This window comes from Agrobacterium sp. YIC 4121 (genome assembly GCF_002008205.1).
GTDB classification, from domain to species: domain Bacteria; phylum Pseudomonadota; class Alphaproteobacteria; order Rhizobiales; family Rhizobiaceae; genus Agrobacterium; species Agrobacterium leguminum.
On sequence record NZ_MRDI01000020.1, the window covers coordinates 207,843 to 232,911 of the forward strand.

23 protein-coding genes are annotated in these 25,069 nt (G+C 60.6%); 14 read left to right on the plus strand and 9 right to left on the minus strand.

What is annotated here, in order from left to right; translation table 11 throughout:
- The first annotated feature begins 35 nt into the window (after positions 1 to 35).
- Positions 36 to 1,631: an ABC transporter substrate-binding protein gene (locus tag BTE54_RS18455; protein ID WP_078053468.1), complete on the plus strand. Its 1,596-nt coding sequence runs from the start codon at positions 36 to 38 to the stop codon at positions 1,629 to 1,631.
- A 45-nt stretch (positions 1,632 to 1,676) separates the two neighbouring features.
- Positions 1,677 to 3,029: an LLM class flavin-dependent oxidoreductase gene (locus BTE54_RS18460; RefSeq protein WP_078053469.1), complete on the plus strand. Its 1,353-nt coding sequence runs from the start codon at positions 1,677 to 1,679 to the stop codon at positions 3,027 to 3,029.
- A 16-nt stretch (positions 3,030 to 3,045) separates the two neighbouring features.
- Here BTE54_RS18460 and BTE54_RS18465 read toward each other — a convergent pair whose 3' ends face one another.
- The 7 genes from BTE54_RS18465 to BTE54_RS18495 form a co-directional block, all read right to left on the minus strand.
- Positions 3,046 to 4,017 carry a LysR substrate-binding domain-containing protein gene (locus BTE54_RS18465; protein WP_078053470.1) on the minus strand — a complete coding sequence of 324 codons (972 nt, stop codon included), beginning with the start codon at positions 4,015 to 4,017 and terminating at the stop codon, positions 3,046 to 3,048.
- A gap of 37 nt (positions 4,018 to 4,054) precedes the next feature.
- Complete coding sequence (locus BTE54_RS18470; protein ID WP_078053471.1) at positions 4,055 to 5,293, minus strand: acyl-CoA dehydrogenase family protein; 1,239 nt, start codon at positions 5,291 to 5,293, stop codon at positions 4,055 to 4,057.
- 71 nt (positions 5,294 to 5,364) lie between these two features.
- A complete protein-coding gene (locus tag BTE54_RS18475; RefSeq protein WP_078053472.1) occupies positions 5,365 to 6,420 on the minus strand; it encodes an aldo/keto reductase in 1,056 nt (351 codons plus the stop codon).
- A gap of 18 nt (positions 6,421 to 6,438) precedes the next feature.
- On the minus strand, positions 6,439 to 7,374 hold the full coding sequence (locus BTE54_RS18480) for an oligopeptide/dipeptide ABC transporter ATP-binding protein (RefSeq protein ID WP_078053473.1): 936 nt from the start codon (positions 7,372 to 7,374) through the stop codon (positions 6,439 to 6,441).
- Positions 7,352 to 8,350, minus strand: a complete 999-nt coding sequence (locus tag BTE54_RS18485) for an ABC transporter ATP-binding protein (RefSeq protein ID WP_078053474.1) — start codon at positions 8,348 to 8,350, stop codon at positions 7,352 to 7,354. Before BTE54_RS18485 ends, BTE54_RS18480 begins: the two co-directional genes overlap by 23 nt.
- Positions 8,347 to 9,342 (minus strand): ABC transporter permease, encoded by a 996-nt coding sequence (locus BTE54_RS18490; RefSeq protein ID WP_065117477.1) that lies wholly within the window; start codon positions 9,340 to 9,342, stop codon positions 8,347 to 8,349. Before BTE54_RS18490 ends, BTE54_RS18485 begins: the two co-directional genes overlap by 4 nt.
- Positions 9,339 to 10,328, minus strand: coding sequence for an ABC transporter permease (locus tag BTE54_RS18495; RefSeq protein WP_078053475.1), 990 nt, complete (start codon positions 10,326 to 10,328; stop codon positions 9,339 to 9,341). The genes BTE54_RS18490 and BTE54_RS18495 overlap by 4 nt, the downstream gene beginning before the upstream one ends.
- A gap of 269 nt (positions 10,329 to 10,597) precedes the next feature.
- On the opposite strand from BTE54_RS18495, the gene BTE54_RS18500 reads away from it, so the two are divergent.
- The 3 genes from BTE54_RS18500 to BTE54_RS18510 all read left to right on the plus strand — a co-directional run bounded on the left by BTE54_RS18500 (position 10,598) and on the right by BTE54_RS18510 (position 14,481).
- The gene (locus tag BTE54_RS18500; protein WP_078053476.1) at positions 10,598 to 12,205 is read left to right on the plus strand and encodes an ABC transporter substrate-binding protein; all 1,608 of its coding nucleotides are present in this window, start codon (positions 10,598 to 10,600) and stop codon (positions 12,203 to 12,205) included.
- A gap of 69 nt (positions 12,206 to 12,274) precedes the next feature.
- On the plus strand, positions 12,275 to 13,306 hold the full coding sequence (locus BTE54_RS18505; RefSeq protein WP_078053477.1) for an ABC transporter substrate-binding protein: 1,032 nt from the start codon (positions 12,275 to 12,277) through the stop codon (positions 13,304 to 13,306).
- Positions 13,303 to 14,481: an acyl-CoA dehydrogenase family protein gene (locus BTE54_RS18510; RefSeq protein ID WP_078053478.1), complete on the plus strand. Its 1,179-nt coding sequence runs from the start codon at positions 13,303 to 13,305 to the stop codon at positions 14,479 to 14,481. Before BTE54_RS18505 ends, BTE54_RS18510 begins: the two co-directional genes overlap by 4 nt.
- Positions 14,482 to 14,535: 54 nt before the next feature.
- Here the strand turns inward: BTE54_RS18510 and BTE54_RS18515 are convergent, their stop codons facing one another.
- A complete protein-coding gene (locus tag BTE54_RS18515) occupies positions 14,536 to 15,606 on the minus strand; it encodes an LLM class flavin-dependent oxidoreductase (RefSeq protein WP_078053479.1) in 1,071 nt (356 codons plus the stop codon).
- A 400-nt stretch (positions 15,607 to 16,006) separates the two neighbouring features.
- Between BTE54_RS18515 and BTE54_RS18520 the strand changes: the two genes are divergently transcribed.
- The 5 genes from BTE54_RS18520 to BTE54_RS18540 all read left to right on the plus strand — a co-directional run bounded on the left by BTE54_RS18520 (position 16,007) and on the right by BTE54_RS18540 (position 20,061).
- Complete coding sequence (locus BTE54_RS18520; RefSeq protein ID WP_078053480.1) at positions 16,007 to 16,609, plus strand: alpha/beta hydrolase; 603 nt, start codon at positions 16,007 to 16,009, stop codon at positions 16,607 to 16,609.
- Between the two features lie 187 nt (positions 16,610 to 16,796).
- The gene (locus tag BTE54_RS25135) at positions 16,797 to 16,994 is read left to right on the plus strand and encodes a hypothetical protein (protein WP_003524684.1); all 198 of its coding nucleotides are present in this window, start codon (positions 16,797 to 16,799) and stop codon (positions 16,992 to 16,994) included.
- Between the two features lie 167 nt (positions 16,995 to 17,161).
- Positions 17,162 to 18,331, plus strand: a complete 1,170-nt coding sequence (gene ssuD / locus BTE54_RS18530; RefSeq protein ID WP_020808882.1) for an FMNH2-dependent alkanesulfonate monooxygenase — start codon at positions 17,162 to 17,164, stop codon at positions 18,329 to 18,331.
- A 189-nt stretch (positions 18,332 to 18,520) separates the two neighbouring features.
- Positions 18,521 to 19,066: a flavin reductase family protein gene (locus BTE54_RS18535; protein WP_003524682.1), complete on the plus strand. Its 546-nt coding sequence runs from the start codon at positions 18,521 to 18,523 to the stop codon at positions 19,064 to 19,066.
- Positions 19,067 to 19,116: 50 nt separating this feature from the next.
- On the plus strand, positions 19,117 to 20,061 hold the full coding sequence (locus BTE54_RS18540; protein WP_078053481.1) for an acyl-CoA dehydrogenase family protein: 945 nt from the start codon (positions 19,117 to 19,119) through the stop codon (positions 20,059 to 20,061).
- A gap of 31 nt (positions 20,062 to 20,092) precedes the next feature.
- Here the strand turns inward: BTE54_RS18540 and BTE54_RS18545 are convergent, their stop codons facing one another.
- The gene (locus BTE54_RS18545) at positions 20,093 to 20,542 is read right to left on the minus strand and encodes an Rrf2 family transcriptional regulator (RefSeq protein ID WP_059753414.1); all 450 of its coding nucleotides are present in this window, start codon (positions 20,540 to 20,542) and stop codon (positions 20,093 to 20,095) included.
- Positions 20,543 to 20,843: 301 nt separating this feature from the next.
- Between BTE54_RS18545 and BTE54_RS18550 the strand changes: the two genes are divergently transcribed.
- The 4 genes from BTE54_RS18550 (at position 20,844) to BTE54_RS18565 (ending at position 25,060) form a co-directional block, all read left to right on the plus strand.
- Entirely contained in the window at positions 20,844 to 21,848 is a 1,005-nt protein-coding gene (locus BTE54_RS18550; protein ID WP_162934182.1) for an LLM class flavin-dependent oxidoreductase, read from the plus strand.
- A 22-nt stretch (positions 21,849 to 21,870) separates the two neighbouring features.
- Complete coding sequence (locus tag BTE54_RS18555; RefSeq protein ID WP_078053483.1) at positions 21,871 to 23,211, plus strand: LLM class flavin-dependent oxidoreductase; 1,341 nt, start codon at positions 21,871 to 21,873, stop codon at positions 23,209 to 23,211.
- Between the two features lie 82 nt (positions 23,212 to 23,293).
- Entirely contained in the window at positions 23,294 to 24,481 is a 1,188-nt protein-coding gene (locus BTE54_RS18560; RefSeq protein WP_078053484.1) for a M20 aminoacylase family protein, read from the plus strand.
- A gap of 21 nt (positions 24,482 to 24,502) precedes the next feature.
- Positions 24,503 to 25,060: a GNAT family N-acetyltransferase gene (locus BTE54_RS18565; RefSeq protein WP_078053485.1), complete on the plus strand. Its 558-nt coding sequence runs from the start codon at positions 24,503 to 24,505 to the stop codon at positions 25,058 to 25,060.
- Positions 25,061 to 25,069 lie beyond the last annotated feature (9 nt).

Genomic DNA, 25,069 nt, shown 5'->3' on the forward strand with positions numbered 1-25,069 from the left:
CCGCGCCCGCATATCGGATTTTTTCGGAGACAGACATGACCATTTCCAGACGCCAGTTTCACAAAATTGCACTTGCCGCTGGCGCTTTCGTCGCGCTTCCAGGCGGTTCCTTTGCCGCTGCCGAAGAGCCGGTTTCGGGCGGCACGCTCAAGATTGTTTATTTTCCCGAGCCGACCCAGCTCGTGGCGATCAATACCAGTGCGGGCGGTCCGCAGTTTATCGGCTCGAAGATTTATGACGGGCTTTTGACCTATGATTACGAGCTTTCGCCCAAGCCGAGCCTCGCCCGGGAATGGAGCGTTTCGGCCGATGGGCTGGAATATGTCTTCAACCTGCAGCCCAAGGCGAAGTTTCACGATGGCAAACCGGTGACATCGGCGGATGTGGAATTTTCCATTCTGCGGCTGAAGGAAGCCCATCCGCGCGGCCGCGCTACTTTCTCGCATGTTGAAAGTGTCGATGCCTCCGATCCGCTGGTTGCGAAGGTGAAGCTTTCCAAGCCGGCGCCGGGCCTGATCACTGCGCTTGCCTCGTCGGAATCTCCAATTGTGCCGAAGCACATCTTCGAGACCTTCAAGCCGACCGATAATCCAAAACCCGCCCAGATCATCGGCAGCGGCCCCTTCGTGCTCAAGGAATGGGTGCCGGGCAGCCATATTCTTCTGGAGAAGAATGCCGATTACTGGGATGCGCCGCGCCCCTATCTCGACCGCGTCATCATCCGCCTCATCAACGATGCGGGCGCACGCGCTGCGGCGCTGGAAACCGGGGAAGGCGACATCGGCCCCAACCCGGTGGCGCTTGCCGATCTGGAACGGCTCAAATCCATCCCGACGCTGAAGGTTGATGACCGCATCTATGCCTATGCCGGCCAGCAGAACCAGCTGGTGATCAACCTGGAAAACGAATACCTCAAGGAATTGAAGGTCAGGCAGGCCATCGCCCATGCCATCGATGTTCCGGCGCTCATAGATACCGTGCTTTATGGTTACGCCGTGCCATCGCCGACGCCGATCAGCCCCGGCCTTGCGAAGTTCCACAATCCCGATATCGGGTTTGCCAAGTTCGATGTCGCACAGGCTGAAAAGCTGCTGGATGAGGCCGGTTTTCCGCGCAAGGATGGCGGCAAGCGCTTCAAGCTTCGGGTTACCACCAACCCCTTCAATCCGCAGACTTATTCGGATTTCATCGCGCAGGCGCTGTCGAAAATCGGCATTGAGGCGGATATCCAGAAATTCGATTTCGGCACCTATGTGAAGGTGGTCTATACCGACCGCGCCTGGGACCTTTCGGTGGAATCCCTCTCCAATACCTTCGATCCGACTGCGGGCGTGCAGCGCGTCTACTGGAGCAAGAATTTCAAGATCGGCCTGCCATTCTCCAATGCCAGCCACTACGCCAATCCCGAAGTGGACCGGCTACTGGAAGCAGCGGCGGTGGAGCCAGATATCGAAAAACGCGCCGCTTTCTTCAAGGAATTTCAGGCCGTTATCGCCAGGGATCTTCCCGTCATCAATCTCGTCTCTCCCATCCAGCCCGTCGTCGGCAGCGTGCGCATCAAGGATTATGCGACCGGGGCGGAGGGGCTGAGCGGCAATCTCGCCAAGGCCTGGGTGACGAAGGAGGCGTGAGAGCCTCCCAACCCTTCGGTTCAGAGCGAATAAGAGGTCATTTCCATGAGCAGAAAATTCGAGAAGCTGGTTCTTAACGCCTTCATCTATCCTGGCGGACATCACGAGGCGGCCTGGCGGCATCCGGATTCGGAGCCGCACCGCGTCACCGATATAAGGCTTTACCAAGATATCGCCCGCAAGGCCGAGGCGGCCAAGCTGGATGCCATCTTCTTTGCTGATGCGCCGGTGCTGGATGCCAATATCCGCTATGCCGCCCGCCACCGGCTGGAGCCGATCACTATGCTTTCGGCGCTTGCCGCCGTCACGGAAAAGATCGGCTTCATCGCCACGGCCTCCACCACCTATTACGAGCCGTATAATCTCGCCCGGCTCTTCGCGTCCGTCGATCATATCAGCGGCGGCCGGGTGGGCTGGAACATCGTGACGACGTCGGCGGATGCTGCGGCCGGCAACTTCAATCTCCAGAAGCATCCGCCGCATGCCGACCGTTACCGTCAGGCAATCGAGTTCGTGGATGTGGTGACGAAGCTCTGGGACAGCTGGGAAGATGACGCCATTGTTGCGGATAAGGAAAGCGGCCTTTTCGCCGATACAGACCGCATCCATCCGGCCAATCACGACGGGGAATTTTATCGGGTGCGGGGCGCGCTGAATGTGCCGCGTTCACCGCAGGGCCGGCCGGTCTATGTGCAGGCTGGCTCCTCGGAGGAAGGGCGTGGTTTCGCCGCCCATTATGCCGAGGCAATCTTTACCGCGCATCAGACTCTGGAGAGTGCGCGGTCTTTTTATTCCGACATCAAGCGGCGCGTCGCGGCCACGGGGCGCAATCCCGCCCATGTGAAAATCCTGCCAGGCATCAGCCCCTTCATCGCGTCAACCGAAGAGGAGGCGCGCAGGCTCGAGGCCTCTTTCAACGATCTCATCCAGCCAGCCTTTTCGCTCGGGCAATTGCAGCGCATCACCGGCATCGATCTCTCATCGGCCGATCTCGACCAGCCTTTGCCGAAGGAGGCCGTGGAGGCGACACGGGCGCAGGCGGATAGCAGCCGCCATCAGCTGGTTCTCGATGTCATCGACCGGGAAAATCCGACGATCCGGCAATTGCTGCACCGGCTTGCTGGCGGACGTGGCCACAAGGTGATTTCCGGAACGCCGGAACAGGTGGCGGACTGGATAGAGACCTGGTTCCGCGAGGGCGCGGCCGACGGCTTCAATATCATGCCGCCATGGTTGAATGGCGGGTTTGACAACTTCGTCGACGAGGTCGTGCCGATACTCAAACAGCGTGGGCTGTTCCGCGAAGATTATGAGGGCGATACGCTGCGCGATCACTATGGCCTGCCTCGGCCGGAAAATATCTATTCGGCCAGAGAGTTGCAAAGGGAACGCGCCTGAGGTGGGACGGGCGTGTTCAGGCGGCGGCCTCGAGAGAGCGCATATCCTCGCGCAACAGGGCGAGTAGAGACGCGACCTCCGGCAGCCGCCGCCTGTCAGGGCTGGTCAGCAGGTGATAACGGCTGGCGGTCGGCTGCGGTGCGCCGAAGGGAGCGATCAGCCGGCCGTTTTTCAGCTCTTCCGAAATCAGCGAATGGCGCACGAGGCCGATACCGTGGCCGGAGGAGATTGCCTCTATCAGCGCCGTCTGGCGTGAAAAACGTGGGCCGGTCACAGAGAGCCTGAGCGGAATGCGGCAGGCGCGAAGCCAGTTCGCCCATTCGAAGGCCGGGTCCAGGCCATTGCCACGCAACATCGCAAAACCGAGATCCCGCAAGCGCTCCGGTTCGTCTGCAAGCCTATGGCGTGCAGCGAATTCCGGGGTGCAGAGGGCGCTGACGGTATCGGCGAAAAGCGGCTCATGAATGAAGCCCGGAATCTGCGCATGGGTGGCAACGATGGCGCAATCGGCGTCGAAATGGGGGAGGTCGATTGTTTCGCTCTCGAGGGATTCAATGGAAAGCTCCACGTCTCCGAGCGCCGGAACGATGCTGCCCAGCCGCGGCGCCAGCCAGCGGGCGGCAAAGCAACCCTCGGCTAGAACCTTCAGCTGCCGCCGGGCGTTTGAAACCATCAGGTCGGAAAGACTGCCGATCATGGTCTCGAAAGCATCGGCAAGGCCGGGATAAAGCGCACTGCCGGCATCCGTCAGCAGCAATTCACCGCGCTGGCGGCTGAAAAGCGGCTGGCCGAGATGGGTCTCGAGAATTCGCACCTGCTGTCCGATGGCAGCGGTCGAGACATGCAGTTCCTCCGCCGCCCGCGAAAAGCTTGCATGACGGGCGGCGACGACAAAGGCGCGCAAGGCGGTCAGCGGTGGCAGGCGGGAAAGTGTGGGCAGGCGAAAAGCTGCCCGGCTCGCGGCGGGAGCGATAAACTCCGTTCTCATTGCTGTTCCTCCTTTGCCGCCTGCATCTTCCGCATAGTCAGAACACCCGGCCTTCCCTGAGGTGGGTCGTGGTGCCGTTCAGGTAATAGTCACCGATTACCCGCGCCTTGTGGGCGAGCGGATTGTGATTGTAGACCGTGCGGATATTACGCCAGTGGCGGTCGAAATTCCGCTCGCTCGATGTCGCCGAGCCGCCGCCGAGTTCGTAAAGATTGGTGGCGACCGTCAGCGAAAGCTGCGATGCGATGATCTGGGTGCGGGCTGTGGCGAGCGAACCTTCCAGCAGGGCCGCCTCTATCGCCTCTTCGTCACCGCTCGCAAAGGCGGCGGCGGTGCGGTCGAGCGTTCTTGCCGCTTCGCGGATCAGCGTCTTCACGGCGAAAGCGCCGGCGCTGATTTCGCCGAGCATCTTCTGCACGAAGGGGTCCTGATTGGCGGTTTCGGCGCTGCTGTGGAGCGTGGTGCGCGCCTGGCGTAAAACATACTCCACACCGTCATTCAGCGCGCCCTGAACGGCGCCGGCGGCCGAGGCGGCGAGATGCAGCTGCCGCATGGCCGAGCTGTGGCGGCCGATCTGGCTGCCGAGCTTGCGGGTCGTCAGCTCATGCGGCAGTACCTCGACATTCTCCAGCAGAACACCGCCGCTCGCCGTCATGCGCTGGCCCATGCTGTCCCAGTCATCGAGGATGGTGATGCCAGAGCGATCGAGCGGAATGAGCACGCCGATCGGCTGCTCGTCATCGCCAATGGCGCTGAAGGTGCCGAAATCGGCAAAAGCTGTGCTGGTCGCATACCATTTGCGGCCGTTCAGCCGGTAACGGTCACCATCCGCACTCAGCCGCGTGGTGATTTCGCCGGGGCGTTTGGTGCCCTGTTCGGTGCTGGCTCCCGCAAAGAGCTTGCCGGCAAGCACATGTTCGAGGTGCCGCCGGTCCTCCAGCTCGATGGGTGCAAGAGCAAGGTTTTCGGTGAAATTGAAATGGCTGCGAAGCGCATGCGGAATATTGCTGTCGGCTTCGCCGAGGATCATCAGCACTTCGATATAGTCGGCAATCGAGCCGCCCGGTCCGCCCTTGGCTTCGGGAACGCGCAGCGTGCCGATCTTTGCCTCCTTGATAAGAGCGAAAATATCGAAGGGCAGTTCCCGCTGGCGCTCGCGGCGGGCGGCATCCCGGGCCGCGATAGCCGCAATGTCCTTTGCCCGGTCCAGAATCTCGTCACGGCTCGGTACGCCGGAATTGTCGGTGGTGGTTGTCTGTGGTTTCGGATTGGACATTGCGGTTTTCCCGTGAGCGGATGTGATAGCCTGCGGCACAATCGCGCCGCAGGCTTTTTTCGTCTGGACGATCAGGCGACCGCGCGCGGCTTGAGCGCCGGGCGGTGTGCGGGTTCGAGATTGCGCGGCACGCGGCCTTCGACGGGATGGCTTGGATCGTTGAAACCGGGTGTCGAGGGATGGCCTGTTGTCACGAGGCTGTCGACCAGTGCTTCATCTTCGGCATCGATTTTCACATCGAGGGCGCGGATATAGCCGTTCCAGTGCTCTTCGGTGCGCGGGCCGGTGATGGCGGCGGTGACGAACTTGTTGTTCAGCACCCAGGCGAGCGCGAAATCCGCCGCCGAAACACCCTTCGAAGCGGCATGGGCCGCGACCTTCTGGGCGATCTCGACCGATTCCGGACGCCATTCCGTTTCCAGAACGCGCTTGTCGCCACGGCCGACGCGGGTATCGGCACCCGGCTGTTCGCCCGGCTGATATTTGCCGGTCAGTACGCCGCGTGCGAGCGGTGAATAGGACACGACGCCAAGGCCATAATGATTAGCCGCCGGCAGCTGCTCGGCTTCGGCCGTGCGGTTGACGATGTTGTAGAGCGGCTGACTGGCAACCGGCCGGTCGATGCCAAGCTGATCGGCCAGATGCGAGATTTCGGCGATGCGCCAGCCACGGAAATTCGACACGCCGAAATAACGCAGCTTGCCGGCGCGGATGAGATCGGCGATGGCGCGCACCGGCTCTTCCAGCGGCGCATCGAAGACGGCGCGGTGGAAATATAGGATGTCGATATAATCGGTGTTGAGACGGCGCAGCGAATTTTCGACGGTCTCGATCACCCATTTGCGCGAATGGCCGCCGAGGTTCGGGCCCTTGGTGTGGGAATTGACGAATTTCGTCGCCAGAACCCAGTGATCGCGGCTGGCCTTGATGCCGCGGCCGACGACTTCTTCCGACTTGCCGTTGTGATAGACATCGGCCGTGTCGATGAAATTGATGCCCTGCTCGCGCGCCTTGTCGATGATGCGGAAGGCCACGTCATCCGGCGTCGGGCCTCCGAACATCATCGTGCCGAGGCTCAGCGGTGAAACTTTCAGCGCGCTGCGTCCGAGATAGCGATAGTCGACCATTATGGTTGCTCCTTCAGTTTATTGGGCATGGTGGCAGGCCACGGCGTGGTTCTTGCCGAAAAGGGTGTAATCCGGCGCTTTTTCGCGACAGAGATCGGTGGCGAGCGGGCAGCGGGTATGAAACCGGCAGCCGGATGGCGGGTTATGCGGGCTCGGCAGGTCGCCGGAAATCGGCGCGGCCTGTTTGCGGCGGGCGGGATCGGGAACGGCGGCCAAAAGGGCACGCGTATAGGGATGCTTCGGGGAAGCCCAGAGTTCCGATGTCGGCGCGCTTTCGACGATCTTGCCGAGATACATGACCAGCACGCGGTCGGAGAAATAACGCACCACGGAAAGGTCGTGGGACACGAAGAGATAGGAGAGCGAAAGCCGCTTCTTCATCTCCACCAGAAGATTGAGTATTTGCGCCTGTATCGAAAGATCGAGCGCGGAAACCGGCTCGTCGCAGACGACCAGTTCCGGTTCCAGAACCAGCGCGCGGGCAATGCCGATGCGCTGGCGCTGGCCACCGGAGAATTCATGCGGATAACGGTCAAGCGAATCCGCCGGCAGGCCGACCTGCGCGACGATGGCCTCGACGATCTCCCGCTGACGCGCCCGGTCGCCGATACCGTGCACTTTCAGCGGCCCGGTAAGGATGGTGCGTACCGTCTGGCGCGGATTGAGCGAGGCAAAGGGATCCTGAAAGATCATCTGGATGCGGCGGCGGATGCCGCGCAATTCGGATGACGTCATTGCGGTGACGTCGGCATCCTTGAAGGTGATCCGGCCGGAAGACGGCTCGACCAGACGCATCAGCGATTTGCCCAGCGAAGACTTCCCGCAACCGGATTCGCCCACCAGGGCCACGGTTTCACCCGCCTCGATATCGAGCGAGACGTCATCGACGGCGCGCACGGTGCCGCGTCCGCCCGTATAGTGGGTGGAAAGACTATGCACTGACAAGAGCGTCATCGGATACCTTCTGGGATGTGGTGGCAACGAAGGGGCAGGCGGCGTAGCGGCCGTCCGAAATTTCCCTCAGCGGTGGTACATATTGCCCGCAGAAGCCGCGGGCGCTCGGACAGCGCGGACGGAAGGCGCAACCGCGTTCCCCCGTGGCGGAAACGATGGAGCCCGGAATCTCGATGAGCGGGCCGTCGCGATAATGCTGGCCATCTTCAGCGCGCGGCGAGGCGGTGAGCAGGCCGCGCGTATAGGGATGGTAGGGGTTGGAGAAAACCGGTTCCGGCAATCCCTCTTCCACCTTGCGGCCGGCATACATGACCATCACCCGGTCAGCCCATTGCGCCACGATGCCGAGATCGTGGGTGATGAGGATGACGGCCATGTTGAGATCGCGGCGCAGATTGTCGAGCAGTTGCAGGATTTGCGCCTGTATCGTCACGTCGAGCGCTGTCGTCGCCTCGTCGGCGATCAGGAGTTTCGGATTGCAGGCAACGCCGATGGCGATCATCACACGTTGGCGCATGCCGCCGGAAAGCTGGTGCGGATAATCGTCCACCCGGCGGCGGGCGTCTGGAATATTGACCAGTTCCAGAAGCTCGATGGCGCGTTTGCGCGCCTGATGCCGGTCAATCTTTTCATGGATGCGCAGCACCTCGATGATCTGTTCGCCGACCGTCAGGACCGGGTTCAGAGAGGTCATCGGCTCCTGAAAGATCATGCCGATATCCCGGCCGCGAATGCCGCGCCATTGCCGCTCGGAAAGCGGCAGCAGATCGCGACCCTCGAGCAGAACCCGGCCGCCGGTCTTGGCGTGGGAGGGCAGGAGGCCGATTAGGCCAAGCGCCGTCAGGGATTTGCCGGAGCCGCTTTCACCGACAATGGCCAGCATTTCGCCGGGGCTGACATCGAAACTGACGCCTTTGACCGGCTGGGCGGAGCCGAAGCTGACGGAGAGATCATGGACTTCGATCAGTTTGCTCATCGGCGTTCCTCCGAAAAACGGGGGTTGAGCGCATCGTTGAGACCATCGCTGATGAGGTTTAGCGAAATGACGGTGAAGACGATGGCGAGGCCGGGAAGGGCGGTCAGATACCACGCTGTGCGGATGACATCGCGGCCGGAACCGATCATCGATCCCCAGGAAACCCGGTTCGGATCGCCAAGCCCCATGAAGGAAAGCGCTGCTTCCATGAGGATCGCGCCTGCCACCATGACGGATGAGGTGACGATGATCGGTGGCAGCGCATTGGGCAGGATTTCCTGAAAAACGATGCGGGCATGGCCATAACCGAGGCTACGAGCGGCGAGCACATAATCCTTCTCGCGGATGGCGCGGAATTCCGCACGGGTAAGACGTGCAACGAGCGGCCAGGTGATGATGCCGATGGCCGACGTGACCGTGGTGACCGAAGGCTGGGCGATGGCGACGAGCACCACCAGCAGGACGAAATTGGGTAAGGTCTGAAAGATTTCGATCAGCTTGACGAGAATATCGTCAATGACGCCGCCGAAATAACCGGCGAAAGCGCCGACCGCGATGCCGATCGTGAGCCCGATCAGCGTCGCCACGACCCCGACGGTGAGCGAGATACGCGCGCCATGCACGATGCCGGCCAGAACGTCCCGGCCCATGGAATCGGTGCCGAGCGGATAGGCCGCGTTCTGGCCCGGCCACAGGAACGGGCGGGCCACCATTTCCAGGGGATCGCCGGGATAGATCAACGGGGCGATCAGTGCGGTGACGATGACGGTGGCGAGAAACAGCAATCCGACGATGGCATTGGGATTGGTGAGGAAGATTTTCAGTTCGCGCCGCAGTCCACGTCGCGGCACGGAGACGGAGCGGGCCGAGAGCGCATCGGGCGCATGAATATAGGGCCAGGCCTTTTCTTCCGGCTTTTTCGGTTTGGGATTGGTCTCTTCAGCGCCAAGTTCCGCCGTGTTGAGAACCGCTGTTGTGTGGGATGAGTTCATCGGCTTTCTCCGATGCGGGGGTCAAGCCATGCCTGCAACAGGTCCACGGCAGCATTAACGATGATGACGACGAGAGAGGAGAGAAGCAGAATGCCGAGCAGCACGCTGAAATCCCGCGCCATGACGGCTTCGAAAGCAAGACGGCCAAGGCCCGGCCAGCTGAAGACGGTTTCGACGACGACCGCGCCGCCGAGGAGGCCGCCGATATGCATGCCGGCCATGGTGGTGATGGGGATGAGCGCGTTGCGCAGGATATGGCGCGTGGTGAGACGGAGCGGAGAGACGCCCTTGGCGCGCGCCGTGCGCACATAGTCCTGGGATCTCACTTCCAGCATCGCCGCGCGGGTAAGGCGGGCATAGATGGCCAGAAAATAGAGCGCCAGCGAAAGGGCGGGGAGAACGATATAACGCAGCCTGTCCAGCAGGGCGTCGAGACCGGTGAGGCTGCTGCCGATGGTGCTGTCGCCGCCCGAGGGAAGCCAGCCGAGCTTCACTGAGAAGGTCAGGATCAACATCAGGCCGATCCAGAAACCCGGCACGGAATAAAAGATCAGCGAACCGATGGAAATGATCCGGTCCGGCAGCTTGCCGGAGAAAAGCGCCATGATCGAGCCGAGGAACACGCCGACGAAAATCGCAATGCCAAGTGCTGCGCCCATCAGGGCGAGTGTGCCGGGCAGACGCTGGCCGATGAGGTCTGCCACCGGCATGCCGTATCGCGGCGAAAAGCCGAGGCTGAATTGCGCAAGATTGCCGAGATAATTCATCAGCTGATGCAGAACCGGCAGATCGAGCCCGAAGCGATTGCGGATTTCCGCCATGGTTTCGACGGTCGCCGAACCCGCTTCCGCGGCCAGCACATCGGCGGCATCGCCTGGCGCCAGTTGCAGCAGGAAAAAGTTCAGGATGACAATACCGAGGACCGTCGGGACGGCCTGAATGGCCACCCTTTTTGCCTGCGATAAAATCCGTTTCGAATTCGACATCGGCTCCAGTCCGTAAGCGTGGAAATATGAAATCGGCCCCTGAAGGCGCTGGTATTAGTTGACTAATTTTATGGAATTTGTCAAAGAGTAATAGAATAATTTTCTGAAATTTACGGAAATATGCGCCATAAAGAAAAGATAATTCCCGTTAATGAGAATGATTGGTTCTTCATGCCAAGTTCGCTCTCGTCTGCGGAACAAACTTCTTCCTAAACGCGGCCGTTCAGTTTGCCGGTTTTTGGCCGGTTCAATCAAGGAGAGGGTATCGCATGACTATTTTCAACCAGACGACGCGGCGTGGATTTCTGCTGGCGTCCGTGGCGCTTGGCGTGGTGTCGCTGCCGGGGCTGAAGCTCAACGCGGCGGAGCCGGCAAGCGGTGGCACAGCCACCCTGCTCATCTCATCGGAGCCGCCGGTGCTGACGACGATCGCACACACAGCCTATAATTCCGTCTATATATCGCCCAAGGTCACCGAAGGTCTGCTGACCTATGATTTCGACCTCAATCCCAAGCCGCTGCTGGCGAAATCATGGAATGTGAGCGCGGATGGTCTGCGTTACACCTTCAATCTGAGGCCCGGCGTGAAATGGCATGACGGCAAGCCATTCACCTCCGCTGACGTGGCGTTCTCCATCAATACCATCAAGGAAGTGCATCCGCGCGGCCGCAATACATTCCTGAACCTCACTGCTGTCGAGACGCCGGACGAGCTGACGGCGGTTCTGGTTCTTTCCAAACCCGCGCCCTATCTGATAACCGCGCTTGCCGCCGCCGAAACGCCCATCGTGCCGAAACATCTTTATGAGGGTACGAAGGTGACCGAAAATCCGGTCAATCTCGCGCCTATCGGCACGGGTCCGTTCAAGTTCAAGGAGTGGGTGCGGGGCAGTCATATCGTTTTTGAGCGCAATGCCGACTATTGGGATGCGCCGCGCCCCTATCTCGACAAGCTGATTGTTCGCTTCATTCCTGATGCTTCGGCTCGCGCGATTGCCATCGAAACCGGTGAAATCGATCTCGCGCCCAGCACGCCGGTCGCCTATAGCGATCTGGACCGGCTGAAAGAGCTGCCGAGCCTCGGCTTCGAGACCAATGGCTATCAATATACCAATTCGATCAGCCGCGTGGAATTCAACCTCGAAAAGGACGTGTTCAAGGATGTCCGCGTCCGCCGCGCCTTCGCGCATGTGATTGACCGCAACGTCATCTTCAACACGGTCAATTTCGGTTATGGTGCAACGATCACCGGGCCGATCAATCCGAAGCTGACGAAATGGTTCGTGGACGATCTGAAGACCTATCCGATCGATCTGAAGGCGGCGGAAGCGCTGCTGGATGAGGCCGGATACAAGCGCGGTGCGGATGGCATCCGTTTCAAGCTCAATCTGGACTATGTGCCGAGCACCGAGGCCTATCCGCGCGGTGCGGACTATATTCGTCAGGCGCTGGCGAAGGTCGGCGTGGAGGTGACGGTGCGGACGCAGGATTTCGCCACCTATACCAAACGCATCTACACGGATCGCGATTTCGATTTTGCCTATGAGGGCATGAGCAATCTCTTCGATCCGACTGTCGGCGTGCAGCGGCTCTACTGGTCGAAGAACTTCAAGAAGGGCGTGCCCTTCTCCAATGGAGCGGCTTACAGCAATCCGAAGGTGGATGCGCTTCTCGAAGCCGCCGCCATCGAGATCGATCCGGACAAGCGCGTCGCGCAATGGAAGGAAATCCAGCAGATTCTCGTCGAGGACGTGCCGGCCATCGACATTGTCGCAGCTCCGGAGATCACCATCTACAACAAGCGCATTGCCGATCACACCATCGGCGCGGAAGGCGTGGCGGGAAGCCTCGCCTTCGCGCATATCGCCGCATCCTGATCGTCTCGCCAGACCCGGCTCGCCCCTTGCGGCGGGCCGGGACCTTTCCCTTTCATCGAGGCCAAAGCCATGAGCACGACACTTTCTGAAATCTGGTACACACGCTGCCCGGTGCCCACACCGGTGGGGCTGGCGGCACAGCTCGGTTATCTCGAGCAGACCTTCGAGGAGGTCGGTATAGCGTTGAAATCCATCATCGATTCGCCTGACCGTTCCGTCCGGCAGAGCCATTTCAACCACACGCTGGAATGGTCCTTCCGCCATGGCGGCAATGTGCCTCCCATCCGCGCCCGTTCGGAGGGGCGCAATACGCGTCTCATCGGGGTGACGTGGACGGATGAGTTTCAGGCAATCATCACCCTGCCGGAAACCGGTATCCGCTCGCTTGCCGATCTCGTTGGCCGCCGTTTCGGCGTGCCGCGCAGACCGGAAGGCATTGTCGATTTCATGCGCGCGACGGCGCTGAAGGGCATCGTATCGGCGCTTTCGCTGGAAGGGCTGAAGATAGAGGATGTCGAACTCAAGGACATCGTCATCAAGGATTCGGTGCTGGCCTCGCAGGAAGGGCCGTCGTTGTTCGGCCTGAAGCGTCGGCAATCCTTCGGTGAGGAGATCATCGCGCTGTTGCGGGGTGAGGTCGATGCGATTTTTGTCAAGGGAACGGCTGGCATTGCCGCCGCGAACCTGATCGGTGCGGTGCAAGTGGCGGAGTTCGGTTTTCATCCCGATCCTAAGATACGCATCAATTCCGGTTCGCCACGGGTGCTGACGGTTGACGGGCGGCTTGCCGATGAGCGCCCCGATCTGGTGCAGCGGCTGGTTGACGCCATCGGCCGGGCCTCGCTATGGGCGGAACAGCACCCGGAGGAAACGCGTCGTTTCATCGCGCGCGAGGCCGGCGCGACGGAGGAACAGGTTCTGGCCGCCAATGGCGCTGAGGTTCACCGCCATCTCGGTCTCGGCCTCGATGCCGATCTTGTCGGCGCCGTCGGCCATTACAAGGACTTCCTGCATCAATGGGGCTTCCTTGAAAACGACTTCGATCTGGGCGACTGGATCGACGACCGTTTCGTCACGGCAAATGAAAGGGCGGTGGCATGAGCGTTGCACTTTCCGCCGTTGCGACCGCACCGGCGCAGCGGCCAGATCCCGTCGCCGTTGCAACCGCGCTGGCCGCGGATTTCAGCCTGACCGCTGCGGACCACGACAAAAGCGGCGAATTCGCCGCCGGTAATTTCGAGGCGCTTTTCAAGTCCGGCCTGCTGGGTCTCGTCACGGCTGAAAAGGATGGCGGGTGGGGCGAGGGCATGGAGACGGCACATGCCGTCATTACGGCCATTGCCAAAGGCGATCCGTCGACCGCTCTCATCCTCGCCATGCACTATAGTGTTCATGCCGCGATCCGGCGCGGCAAGTGGCCGGCAGCACTTGCTGCAAAGGTACTGGCCGCCAATAGCAGGGAACCGGCGCTCTTGAACAATGCGCAGGCGGAGCCGGGTGTGGGTTCGCCCGCCCATGGCGGCCTGCCGGAAACGACGGCGCGGATCGAGGGCGATTTCTGGGTAGTCAATGGCCGCAAGAGCTTCGTCACCGGCCTGCCGGGCCTGAAATGGGCGATCGTGCTTGCCGTGACGACGGAAGAGACGCCGCGCCTCATTCAGCTTCTTGTTCCTCTCGATGCGGCTGGCATCGCCCAGGAAAAAGCATGGGAGGCGACCGGCATGTATGCCACAGCCAGCCATGATCTGGTGCTGGAAGACGTGAAGGTGCCGCTTGCCGATATCGTCGCCGAGCAGCCGGCGGATGAGCCACTGCGGCGCGATGAAGCGGACGGGTATAATTTCTTCGTTCTGCTGGCCTCCGTCTATCACGGTGTCGCGCTTTCGGCGCGGGACGATTTGTTGCGCCATCTGAATGGCCATGTTCCGGCAAGCCTTGGCGCACCGCTGTCCTCCATCCCCCGCATTCAGGAAGGTCTCGGCCAGATCGAGGTGCTGCTGGCGGCGAACCGACGCCTCCTTCTCTCCGTCGCCCGCGATGTCGATGCGGGGGAGAGGGTGGGAACCGATGCACTGGCCGTTCGTCATGTGGTTATCGACAATGCCGTGGGGGTGACTGATCTGGCGCTGGAGCTTGGCGGCAATCGCGGCCTGCGCCGGGATTACGACCTTGAGCGCCATCACCGCGACGCCATAACGGCAAGGGCGCATGCGCCGCAGAGCCATATGATCCGAACGATTCTCGGTCGTCAGAGCATCAAGGCGGCGGGCGGCTGAAAGCAAAAGGGCGGCCCTGTCCGAGGTGGGCCGCCCATTTTCAGGTTACGCCCATCAATCCAGCAGCAGCGGCAGCAAGCTCTCGCCCTGCCGCTCGATTTCCTTGAGATAGGGCGTGTCGGAAAGCACGAAATGGCTGATGCCCAGCGCGCGGTATTTGCGCAGTGACGCGGCGACATCTTCCGCCGAGCCGACAAGCCATGTGGTTCCCGCCCCGCCGCCGCCGAATTTGCCCGGCGCGGTATAGAGATTGTCGTCCAGCACGTCGCTCTGACGGTGCAAATCCAGCAGGCGGCGCTGGCCGACCGCCACGGCCTGAAGATGGTCGTTCCAGCGTACGCCATTGTTTGCGGCCATCTCGGCAACTTTCGCTTCCGCATCGCGCCATGCCTCGGCTGTGGTTTCGCGTACCAGCGTGGTGATCCGCAGGCCGAATTGCAGCGGCGGCAGATCGCGGCCGAGCTTTTCGCTGAAGTGCCTCAGCCGCTCGATCCTTTCGCGCACGCCAGCGAGCGGTTCTCCCCAGAAAAGCTGCACATCGGCCTCGGTTGCGGCAACCTGCTCGGCTGCTTCGGAAGCGCCGCCGAAATAGAGTTTGGGATGCGGCCGGCCTTCGCGCACGGCGATGCGCGGCGAAACGGTGGAGTTCGTGACCCGGAAATGATCGCCATTAAAAGTGACGTTTTCCTCGGTCCAGAGCCGCCGCACCAGCCGCATGAATTCTTTCGTGCGGGCATAACGCTGCGCCTGATCGCCTTCTTCATCGCCATAGGCGGCAAGCTCATCCCTGCCGGAAACGATGTTGATCCGAACTCTACCGGCGGAAAGCTGGTCGAGCGTGGCGGCGGCGGATGCGAGGTTGGCCGGCTTCCAGTAGCCGGGACGGATAGCGATCAGCGGCTCGAATGTGGTGGTGCGGGCCGCAAGCGCCGCCGCCACCGTAAATGTATCCGGACGTCCCCAGCCGGTGCCGAGCAGCGCGCCTTTCCAGCCATGGGTTTCAAGCGCTTTGGCATGGCTCGTCAATGTATCGAGACTATTGTGGTTTTCGCTGACGGCGTCGCCCCGGTGGCCGGGTTTGACGTCATTGGGGATGTACCAGAGAAATTCGCTTGTGCTGATCACATTATCCGCCTGAATTTTCGTTTTATGGTGCGGTGGAATGGCCCTGCTGACGTTTGGCCTTCACCGCTTGTGTCTCCCGCGAGGCGCAAGCCTCCGCAGCTGCGAGAATGGCAAAGCGGCGGCGGCCCGGCGAAGCAGCGATGTTTCTTTTGTCATGCGGCGGAGGAAAAGCTTTCCGTCTGGAAAGACTATATTGCACATATTTTCTATATAAAAAATTTGAGGAAATGATTCCCTACGGACGAAATTATTCCCTCCCTGGAGAACGCATTTTCTGCATGATCTAAATTGGATGGATCGATTTTCCGCGAGGCTTCGAAAGGTGAGCAAGGCAATAGTCGACGGAAATCGCGAAATTCACCATGCTTGCGGCATACCGCCCACAACTCATGGAGCAGGCATGTGTACCACCTTGATTGTCCCTGGCCTGAATGGTTCGGATGAAGGACATTGGCAGCGGCACTGGTTGCTGGATGATCCCGACTCGAAGCTTGTCGATCAGGACAATTGGCAATGCCCGGTTCTCGCGGACTGGCTCGATCGTCTCGAGGCCGCGCTGGCGACAGTCGAAAGCGCTTATATCGTCGCCCACAGCCTCGGTTGCCTGCTGGTGGCGAATATGGCGTCTCGTCCCTCGGCCGCCAAGATAAAGGGCGCGCTTCTGGTCGCACCCGCCCATCTCGACCGCGTCGAGGCGATGCATCCATGTATCGTCCGGTTCGGCGCGTTTCCGCGGCAACCGCTTGCTTTTCCCAGCCTCGTCGTGGGCAGCATGAACGATCCCTATATGGATTGCGAAGAGTACGCGCGCAGTGCGAGCCTGTGGGGGAGCGATCTCATCAATCTCGGCGCCGTCGGACATATCAATATTGCCAGCGGCTACGGACGATGGCCTGAGGGTTATGCTCTTCTCGAACGGTTGAAGGCAGATGGCGCACCTGCAAAGGCGGTGGCCGGATCGAGGCTGCGCAGATTGACTGCCCTGGGCGACGCGCATTTTTGAGGAAATGACTGATCGTTCGGTTCCGTGCCCGATTATTGGCAGCCGGAAACGGATTTTTTCCCGCCGCCGCAACCTTAGTCCACATTTGCCGGCGATCCTCCAATTATAGAATAGTAATTTTATGGAAAATATTGACGATTTCGGACGGTCGCCTGAGGATAAGGGGAGTTGAGCAAAGGAGGCGCACATGCCGCAGGGACTTCATGCGTTTACTTTCGATCTGTTCGGTTTGACCCGGCGTCAGCCGCGGGAAGAGGAACAGGTCAGCCTTCATCCTCTGGATCATTCCGGACGCATCAGGCAGGAGAAAAGCGATCTCGAACTCGAACGGGAAGAGATCTGCGAAATGAACTTTGCGATGCTCGGCCTTTATCCGGTCTTCTGACTACCATCAGCGAGGGTTCCTTTTCCCTTTGCAGCGCGGTTCATCCGGGAGAGAAACTCTCCTCGCCGGATGGAAATTGGAACAAAATTTCTTAAACGCGCCGGGGAATTGGCTACCCTTTTATCATCAAGCGCATTGCCCAAGGGCAGATTGCAAAGGACCTGCCGATGAGCACATCCGATAAACCACTCGATTTTCTATGGTTCATACCTACCTCAGGCGATGGCAGCTATCTCGGCTCGGATGATCTTTCGCGTCCTGCCGATCCCGGCTATTTCCGGGAAATAGCCCAGGCTGCCGATCGGCTCGGTTATTCAGGCGTGCTCATCCCCACCGGTGTCGCCTGTGAAGAATCCTTCATCCTTGCGGCCAATCTCGCTGCCTATACCGAGAAGCTGAAATTCCTCGTCGCCATCCGTCCGGGCGTCGCTTCGCCCGCCTATTATGCGCGGCTTGCTTCGACGCTCGATCGCGTTTCCCATGGCCGGCTGCTTCTCAACATCGTGGTTGGCGGCAGCGCGCAGGAATTGGCCGGTGACGGCATCTTCCTGCCGCATGACGAGCGTTACGACCACGCCGATGAGTTCTTCCAGGTGTTCAATTCGCTGATCGAAACCGGCAAGGGAAGCCTCGACGGCAAATATATCAAGGCGGTGGACGCGAAACTCGGGCTGCCGCCGGTGCAGGAACCGCGCCCGCCGCTTTATTTTGGCGGCTCTTCCGATGCCGGCATCGAGTTTTCCGCCGGTATCACCGACAAATATCTCACCTGGGGCGAACCGCCGGCGCAGGTGGCGGAAAAAATCGCCAAGGTGCGCGCCGCCGCCGCCAAAAAGGGGCGCAAGGTTACCTTCGGCATCCGTCTGCATTTCATCGTTCGTGAAACCGACGAGGAAGCATGGGCAGATGCAGAGCGGTTGATCTCGAAGCTCTCCGACGAAACCATCGCATCCGCTCAGGAAGTCTTCTCCAGGGCTTCGGATTCCGTCGGGCAGGCGAGAATGCAGGCGCTGCACAATGGCCGGCGCGACCGGCTGGAAGTCTCTCCGAATTTGTGGGCGGGCATCGGTCTCGTCCGTTCGGGTGCGGGGACGGCACTGGTCGGTTCGCCGAAGACGGTAGCGGCGCGGCTCAGGGAATATCAGGCGCTGGGCATCGATACCGTCATTGCCTCGGGTTATCCGCATCTGGAGGAAGCCTATCGGCTATCCGAACTGCTGTTTCCGGAAATCGGGCTTGGCGGGCCTCGCAACCAGATACGATCTTCTTTCGGCGCGAAACAGGTTTTCGGTGGCGGCGGTCATGGCGGCAACGTCAAGCTGGTGTCCGGATCCTGATCCTTCGACGGGAGGCGACCTCTGCCTCCCACCTTTTCGGCAGATATCCTTGCGGCGGGGCTAAATCGGACGGCGACACATAAAACATTATTTCTATAGAATATTATCATTATGGAAAACGATGTCTATTTCACCCCCCGCCGCCGCTGCTAGCTATTGAACAATTCAGCTGTTTTCAGGAGCAACCCGATGACATTGCAATATGCGGCCAAGGATCAACAATTCATCAACCTCCGCGACCCGGTCGCCGGCAAGGCGGCGGATGCCGATAGTCTCAAGGCGGCGCTGAGAACGCTGGGCGGCGGTGTGAGCGTGATTACGGCGGGTGAGGGCGACGAACGAACGGGCGCGACCGTGACCTCGGCCACCGCTTTGTCGGTCGATCCGCCGCGCATTCTGGTGGCGCTCAACCGCTCCTCATCCACATGGCCGGTGGTGCAGCGTTTCGGTCATCTCGCCGTCAACATCGTTGGGGCGAACCATCAGTTTGTCGCCAATCAGTTTGCCGGCATCGGCGGCCTGAAGGGCCCGGACCGGTATCGCGGTGCGGAATGGACCCGGCTGTCGAGCGGTGCGCCCATTCTCGAAGATGCTGTTGCCGCGATCGATTGCACCATTGAAGAGACGATCGAACGGCACAGCCATGTCATCGTCATCGGCAAGGTGGAGGCGATCCGCATCGGCTCCGGCCATTCGCTGCTCTATCAAAACGGGCGTTATCATTCTCTGGACTGAGCGCCGGTCGTTCGGCGCTTTCACTTTGTCATTCTTTGAGGGAGTTGAGCATGGGATCCGTCACGCCTCTCGGCGAAAGACTTCGTTTCGTTCCTCCACGCCTCGGCGCGGATATCGATGTGCTGACCGTTGCCCGCACGATCGCCGAAAACTGCGCCGTTGAAAGTCCGGGGCAAATCCATGCGCGGATCGCCCGTTCCGGTCTTCTTGCTCTTTCCGTTCCAACGGAACTGGGCGGGACGGACATCACCAACGATGTTCTCTCGCAGGCGCTCGCCATCATTTCCGCAGCCGATGCGGCGGCGGCGCATGATCTCGTCGAACATTTCACCGCGCTTGAATTCATCAGGAATGCCGGCAGCGAAGACCAGCGCAAGGCGCTCTTCGCCCGTCTCGATCTTGGCGAGACCTTTGCACTGGCAATATCTGCCGCGGATCTGGATCAGGCGGTTACGGTGACGGAAGACGACTACGCCCTGCGGCTTCCCGATGACGTTGCGGGCTCGGTGAGGGGCGACGCGGACTGGATTGTCGTGCCGGCCGTCAACACGGCCGGGCAGCCTTTGCTTGTCGTTCTGCGCAACCGCCCCAATATCTCATGGGAAGGTCTGTTACGCGCCGATCAGGTGGTGTTTCTGGCGCAGGGCGCGGGAAATCTGGCCGTTTCCGTTTCCACCCTTTTGAAAGCCGCCGTGGCTCTGGGGCAGAAGCAGCGTGAACTTTCGGCGCTGCTGATCGACAGGCTGGCCGGCGATGGCGCGGCGCGACCCGTGATAGGCGAAATATTTCTCGCCATCGAGCTCCTGAAGGCGCAGATATCCAGCCTTGCGGCCAATATCGATGCGGCGCAGGTGGGAGCGGAAAACGTCACCTTTCGTTCGGTTCGCAACAATGCCATCACGCTTGAAATCCTGATGGCGCGCCTCGGTCTTGTCGAAGGCGTCAGTGAAGCCGGGCTGATCGCGTCGCTGGACGACGATCTGCGCAGGCAATAGGCAAATCTCGGATGAAGGGCCCTGCGGAATCCTATTCGCCGGCCGGAATGGAGCGGGCGTTCTGCCCGTCCTTGGCCACGAATTGTGCGAGTGTCATGTTGTCCAGAATGGTTGCGATGGCGTCACGCACGTCCGTCATCGAAACCCTAACCTGACAGGTCTCCGGATCATCACAGTCGTCACAGGCTTCAAAAGCCGTGCGGCTTGCACAGCGAATGGGGGCCAGAGGTCCGTCCAGCGTGCGGATGACCTGCCCGATCATGATTTCCGATGGCATTTTCGACAGCGAATAACCGCCATTCGGGCCCTTCTTGGAGCGCAGAATGCCGCTATTGCGCAGCTCCAGAAGAATAGTGTCCAGGAATTTTTTCGGGATATTGTTGCGGGTTGCAATTTCGGTCACGAAGGCGGTCTCGCCCTGGGGCAACCGCGCCAGATCGACAAGAGCCTTTAATCCGTATTTGCCTTTTTTGGTCAACATCGCATGGTCCGAAAAGAGAGTCGGCACGTTTTGCAGCGCCGAGCCATATTATTCCTAACTTACTAAGTAGTTTTTAGCGAATTCCGGCGCAAGCCCGTTTCGTCCGGGTTTGGCGTTGAAAGCGGCCTGTTGCGCCCATTTTGGTCATTCCTCCTGCCTTACCGATGGCTTTGCCAGGGCTGGCTTCGGAAAACATCACTGAAAACAATATTTTCTCTGATCGCGCTGCAACGTGGAACGATCATCCTTTATTAGAATATAAAATCGGTAGACAAAGTATGCATCAAAGACACGCGAGGTGATGATGTATACGCTCAGTTTGCTTGACAAGAGCCCGGTTCCAACGGGTGAGGACGCGGCGAGTGCATTCCGCGACACGATCAATCTTGCCAGGCGCGCCGAAGAGCTGGGTTACCGCCGTTTCTGGGTGGCCGAACATCACAATTCGCCGGAGCTTGCCGGTTCCGCACCGGAAGCGCTGGTGGCGTGGATATTGGCGAAAACCTCCCACATCCGCGTCGGCTCGGGCGGCGTCATGTTGCAACACTATAGCCCTTACAAGGTCGCCGAGGTTTTCAACGTGCTGTCGTCGCTTGCGCCCGGCCGGGTCGATCTCGGCATCGGCAAGACACCGGGCGGGTTGCCGCTGGCGACTTCGGCCTTGCAGCAGGCCTATGATCCTGCCCGCAAACCGGATTTCGAAACGGCCTTCAGTGAACTCACCACGTTTTTGTCCGGCGCCGCGCCGCAGGACCACGCACAGGCCGGACTGCAGGCGACACCTGCGCCACCGGTCGCTGCGGAACGATTTCTGCTCGGCGCCAGCCCGGAAAGCGCAAGGCTTGCGGCTTCAAGGGGATGGAATTTCGTCTTTGCCGGCCATCTCAATGGCGATGCGGAGGTTCTCCGCCGCAGCCTCTCGGCTTTTCGGGAAGAAAGCGGCGGAAGCGCTCCGATCCTTGCTTTGTCGGCTTTTGCGGCCAGCGACCCCGCCCATGCCGCGAGACAGGTGGAAGGTCAGCGCATCTACCGGGTATTCCTCAGCGACGGCAGGGCGTTCAACCTCGGCCGCCGAGAACAGGCGGAGGAATTCGCCCGGCAGTCCGGCGATACCGATTACCGCATCGAAGAGCGAAAACCCAACGTCCTGCATGGCGGGCCGGAGGATATTCACAAGGCGCTTCGTGCGCTTTCCGAAGAGCACGGCATCGAGGAATTCATCATCGAGCCGCCGCATGTCGGTGCCGATCAGCGGCTTGCCTCGATAGAACTGCTTGCCACGCATCGCCTTTCCCGGGCGGCGTAATTTTCTCTGAGGAGGGAATGACATGACGAGAAAGAAAATCCGTTTCGGCATCATGCTACAGGGCCCCGGCGGGCACATGAATGCCTGGCGGCACCCCAAAAGCCCGGTGGATGCCAGCGTCAATTTCGACTTCTTCAGGAAGACCGCGCTGAAGGCGGAAGCGGCGGGCATCGCCTTCGCTTTCGTGGCGGATGGGCTCTATATCAATGACAAGTCGATCCCGCATTTCCTCAACCGGTTCGAGCCGCTGACGATCCTTTCGGCGCTCGCCTCCGTGACCTCGAAGATCGGTCTCGCCGGCACCGTTTCGACCTCCTATAGCGACCCCTTCACCATTGCCCGTCAGTTCGCCTCGCTCGATCTGCTGAGCGGCGGCCGCGCCGGGTGGAATGCCGTGACGACGCCGCTTGAAGGTACGGCGAAGAATTACAGCCGCAACCACCCCGAACATGCGCTGCGTTACGAGATTGCCGACGAATATCTCGAAGTGATCAAGGGCCTGTGGGACAGCTGGGACGATGACGCTTTCCTGCGCAACCGCGAGACGGGACAGTTCTTCGACCGCGCCAAACTCCACACGCTCGGCCATAAGGGCCGCTTCTTCCAGGTGGAAGGCCCGCTCAATATCCAGCGTTCCCCGCAGGGGCAGCCGGTGGTATTCCAGGCCGGCTCCTCCGATGCCGGCATCGGTCTTGCGGGCAAACATGCGGATGCGGTCTTCACCAATTCCGCTTCGCTGGAGGAAAACCAGACCTTCCTCAAGCGTGTAAAACAGAGCGCCGTTGCGCAGGGCAGGTCCGCTGCCGATGTGAAGATTTTCCCCGGCATCGGCCCGATTGTCGGCGAGACGCAGGAGGAAGCGGAGGCGAAATACGACGTCATTCGCAACCTCATCACCATCGAGGATGCGCTCGCTTATCTCGGCCGTTTCTTCGATCATCATGATTTCAGCGCCTATCCGCTGGACGAGCCTTTCCCTGAGCTCGGCGAGATCGGCAAGAACAGTTTCCGCTCCACGACCGACCGCATCAAGCGGCGGGCCAAGGAAAAGAACCAGACGCTGCGCGAGGCGGCGCTGGAGGCAGCGACCCCGCGTGAAGGTTTTATCGGCACGCCAGACAAGGTGGCTGACGAAATCATCCGCTGGGTGGAGCACGATGCGGCCGATGGCTTCATTCTGGGCTTCCCGGTGATTGCCGAGGGATTGGACGATTTCATCCGCCTCGTCATCCCGGTGCTGCAACGGCGCGGTTATTTCGATCCGCATCTGGAAGGGGCGACGCTGCGCGACCATCTCGGCCTGCCTTTCAGGGAAAGCGTCTATTCCCGCCGCGAAAACGGGTCGAACAAGGCCATCGCCTGAGCTTGCTGCAGGGCGGAGACGATTGCCGCCCGGTGCAGATTTCAAGACGCGGCGCGTAGCGAGCCGCGCAGGAGACAGAACCATGAATATCCGCATTGACGGCGCGCGTCCGCAGGACGACGCCGAACGGGGAATCCTCGCCTTCATCGACGAGAGCATCGCCATCCGGCATGATCTCCACCGGAATCCCGAGCTTTCGCTCAAGGAAAAACGCACGGCGGCGCTCATTGCCCGCTATCTCTTGTCGTTCGGATATGAGGTGACGGAAGGTGTCGGCGGCCACGGCGTTGTCGCCACGTTGAAACGCGGTCATGGCGAAAAACGCGTCGGCATTCGCGCCGATATCGACGCCCTGCCGATTGTCGAGGAAACCGGCCTTGCCTATGCCAGCCAGACGCAGGGCGTCATGCATGCGTGCGGTCACGATGGCCATACGACGATCCTGCTTGCCGCTGCCCGGTATATTGCCGAAACATCGAGTTTTTCCGGCACGCTGACGCTGATCTTCCAGCCGGCCGAGGAGATCGGCGCCGGGGCAAGGGCGATGATAAAGGACCGGCTTTTCGAGCGGTTTCCGGTCGATGCCGTCTTCGGCCTGCATAATTGGCCGGGTGTCGACACCGGACAGTTTGGCTTCGTCGAAGGCCCCGCCATGGCCTCCGTCGACAAGGCGAAGGTGCGGATCGTCGGCAAGGGCGGGCATGGCGCCGCGCCGCATGAGACGGTCGATCCGGTTCTCGCCTCGGCAAGCTTCGTCACCGCCCTGCAGAGCATCGTTTCGCGCAATGTCGATCCGCGCGAGATGGCGGTGCTGACGGTCGGCTCCATCCATGGCGGAACCGCCTCCAACGTCATTCCCGAAAGCGTCGAGCTTCAGATCACCGCCCGGGCTTTTTCGCCTGCCGTGCGTGACAGGCTGGAGGAGCGGCTCCCGGCGCTTGCCGAAGCGCAGGCCGAGAGCTTCGGCGCGAAGGCAGAGGTCGCCTATTCCCGCGGTTTCCCGCCGGTCATCAACCACACCCCGGAGACGGTCTTCGCCCGCGATGTCGCCAAACGGTATTTCGCCGCCGGGCAGATCGCCGAAGCGTTCCAGCCGCGCACGGCGAGCGAGGATTTCGCCTTCATGCTGCAGGAGCGGCCCGGTTCTTATCTCTTCGTCGGCAATGGCGACAGCGCACCGCTGCACAGTCCCCACTACGATTTCAACGACGCGATCATCGCGCCGGCAGCACGCTTCTGGGTGCGGCTGGCGGAAGCCTATCTCTCCTGACGCGAAAATTAGGACAAGGACATGAGCGACAGTTTTTTCTACACATCCGTCAAGGATCCGCTCGCAGCGCCGCTTCTGGAGGAGTTGCTGTTCGAATATGACAGCCGCTACGGCACGTTCTTCAATGCGGAAGGGGCCAAGGCGGAGCTGAACAAATATCCGCCGGAAGCCTTCAGCCCGCCATCGGGCAATTTCCTGCTGCTCCTGCGCGACGGCAAAGCGATCGCCGGCGGCGCCTTCATGCGCTACGACGACGAAACGGCGGAATTCAAGCGGGTCTGGACCCATTCCGCCCATCGCCGCCAGGGGCTTGCGAAAATCGTGCTCCGGGAACTGGAGCAGCAGGCGATCCGGCAGGGTTATGCCCGCGTCTATCTGACCACCGGCTTCCGTCAGCCGGAAGCGGTCGGTCTTTATCTCACCAATGGTTATCGCGCTTTGTTCGATACCACGGCCGATCCCGAGACGATCCGGTCGTTGCCCTTCGAAAAATGGCTGTCCGAACCCGCACCCGTCTCTGTTCCGGGAGGAGCGCCGATAGCGACTGTGCGGCCGCAACCCTCTTCCGCCCATCCGTGAAAGGCCTTT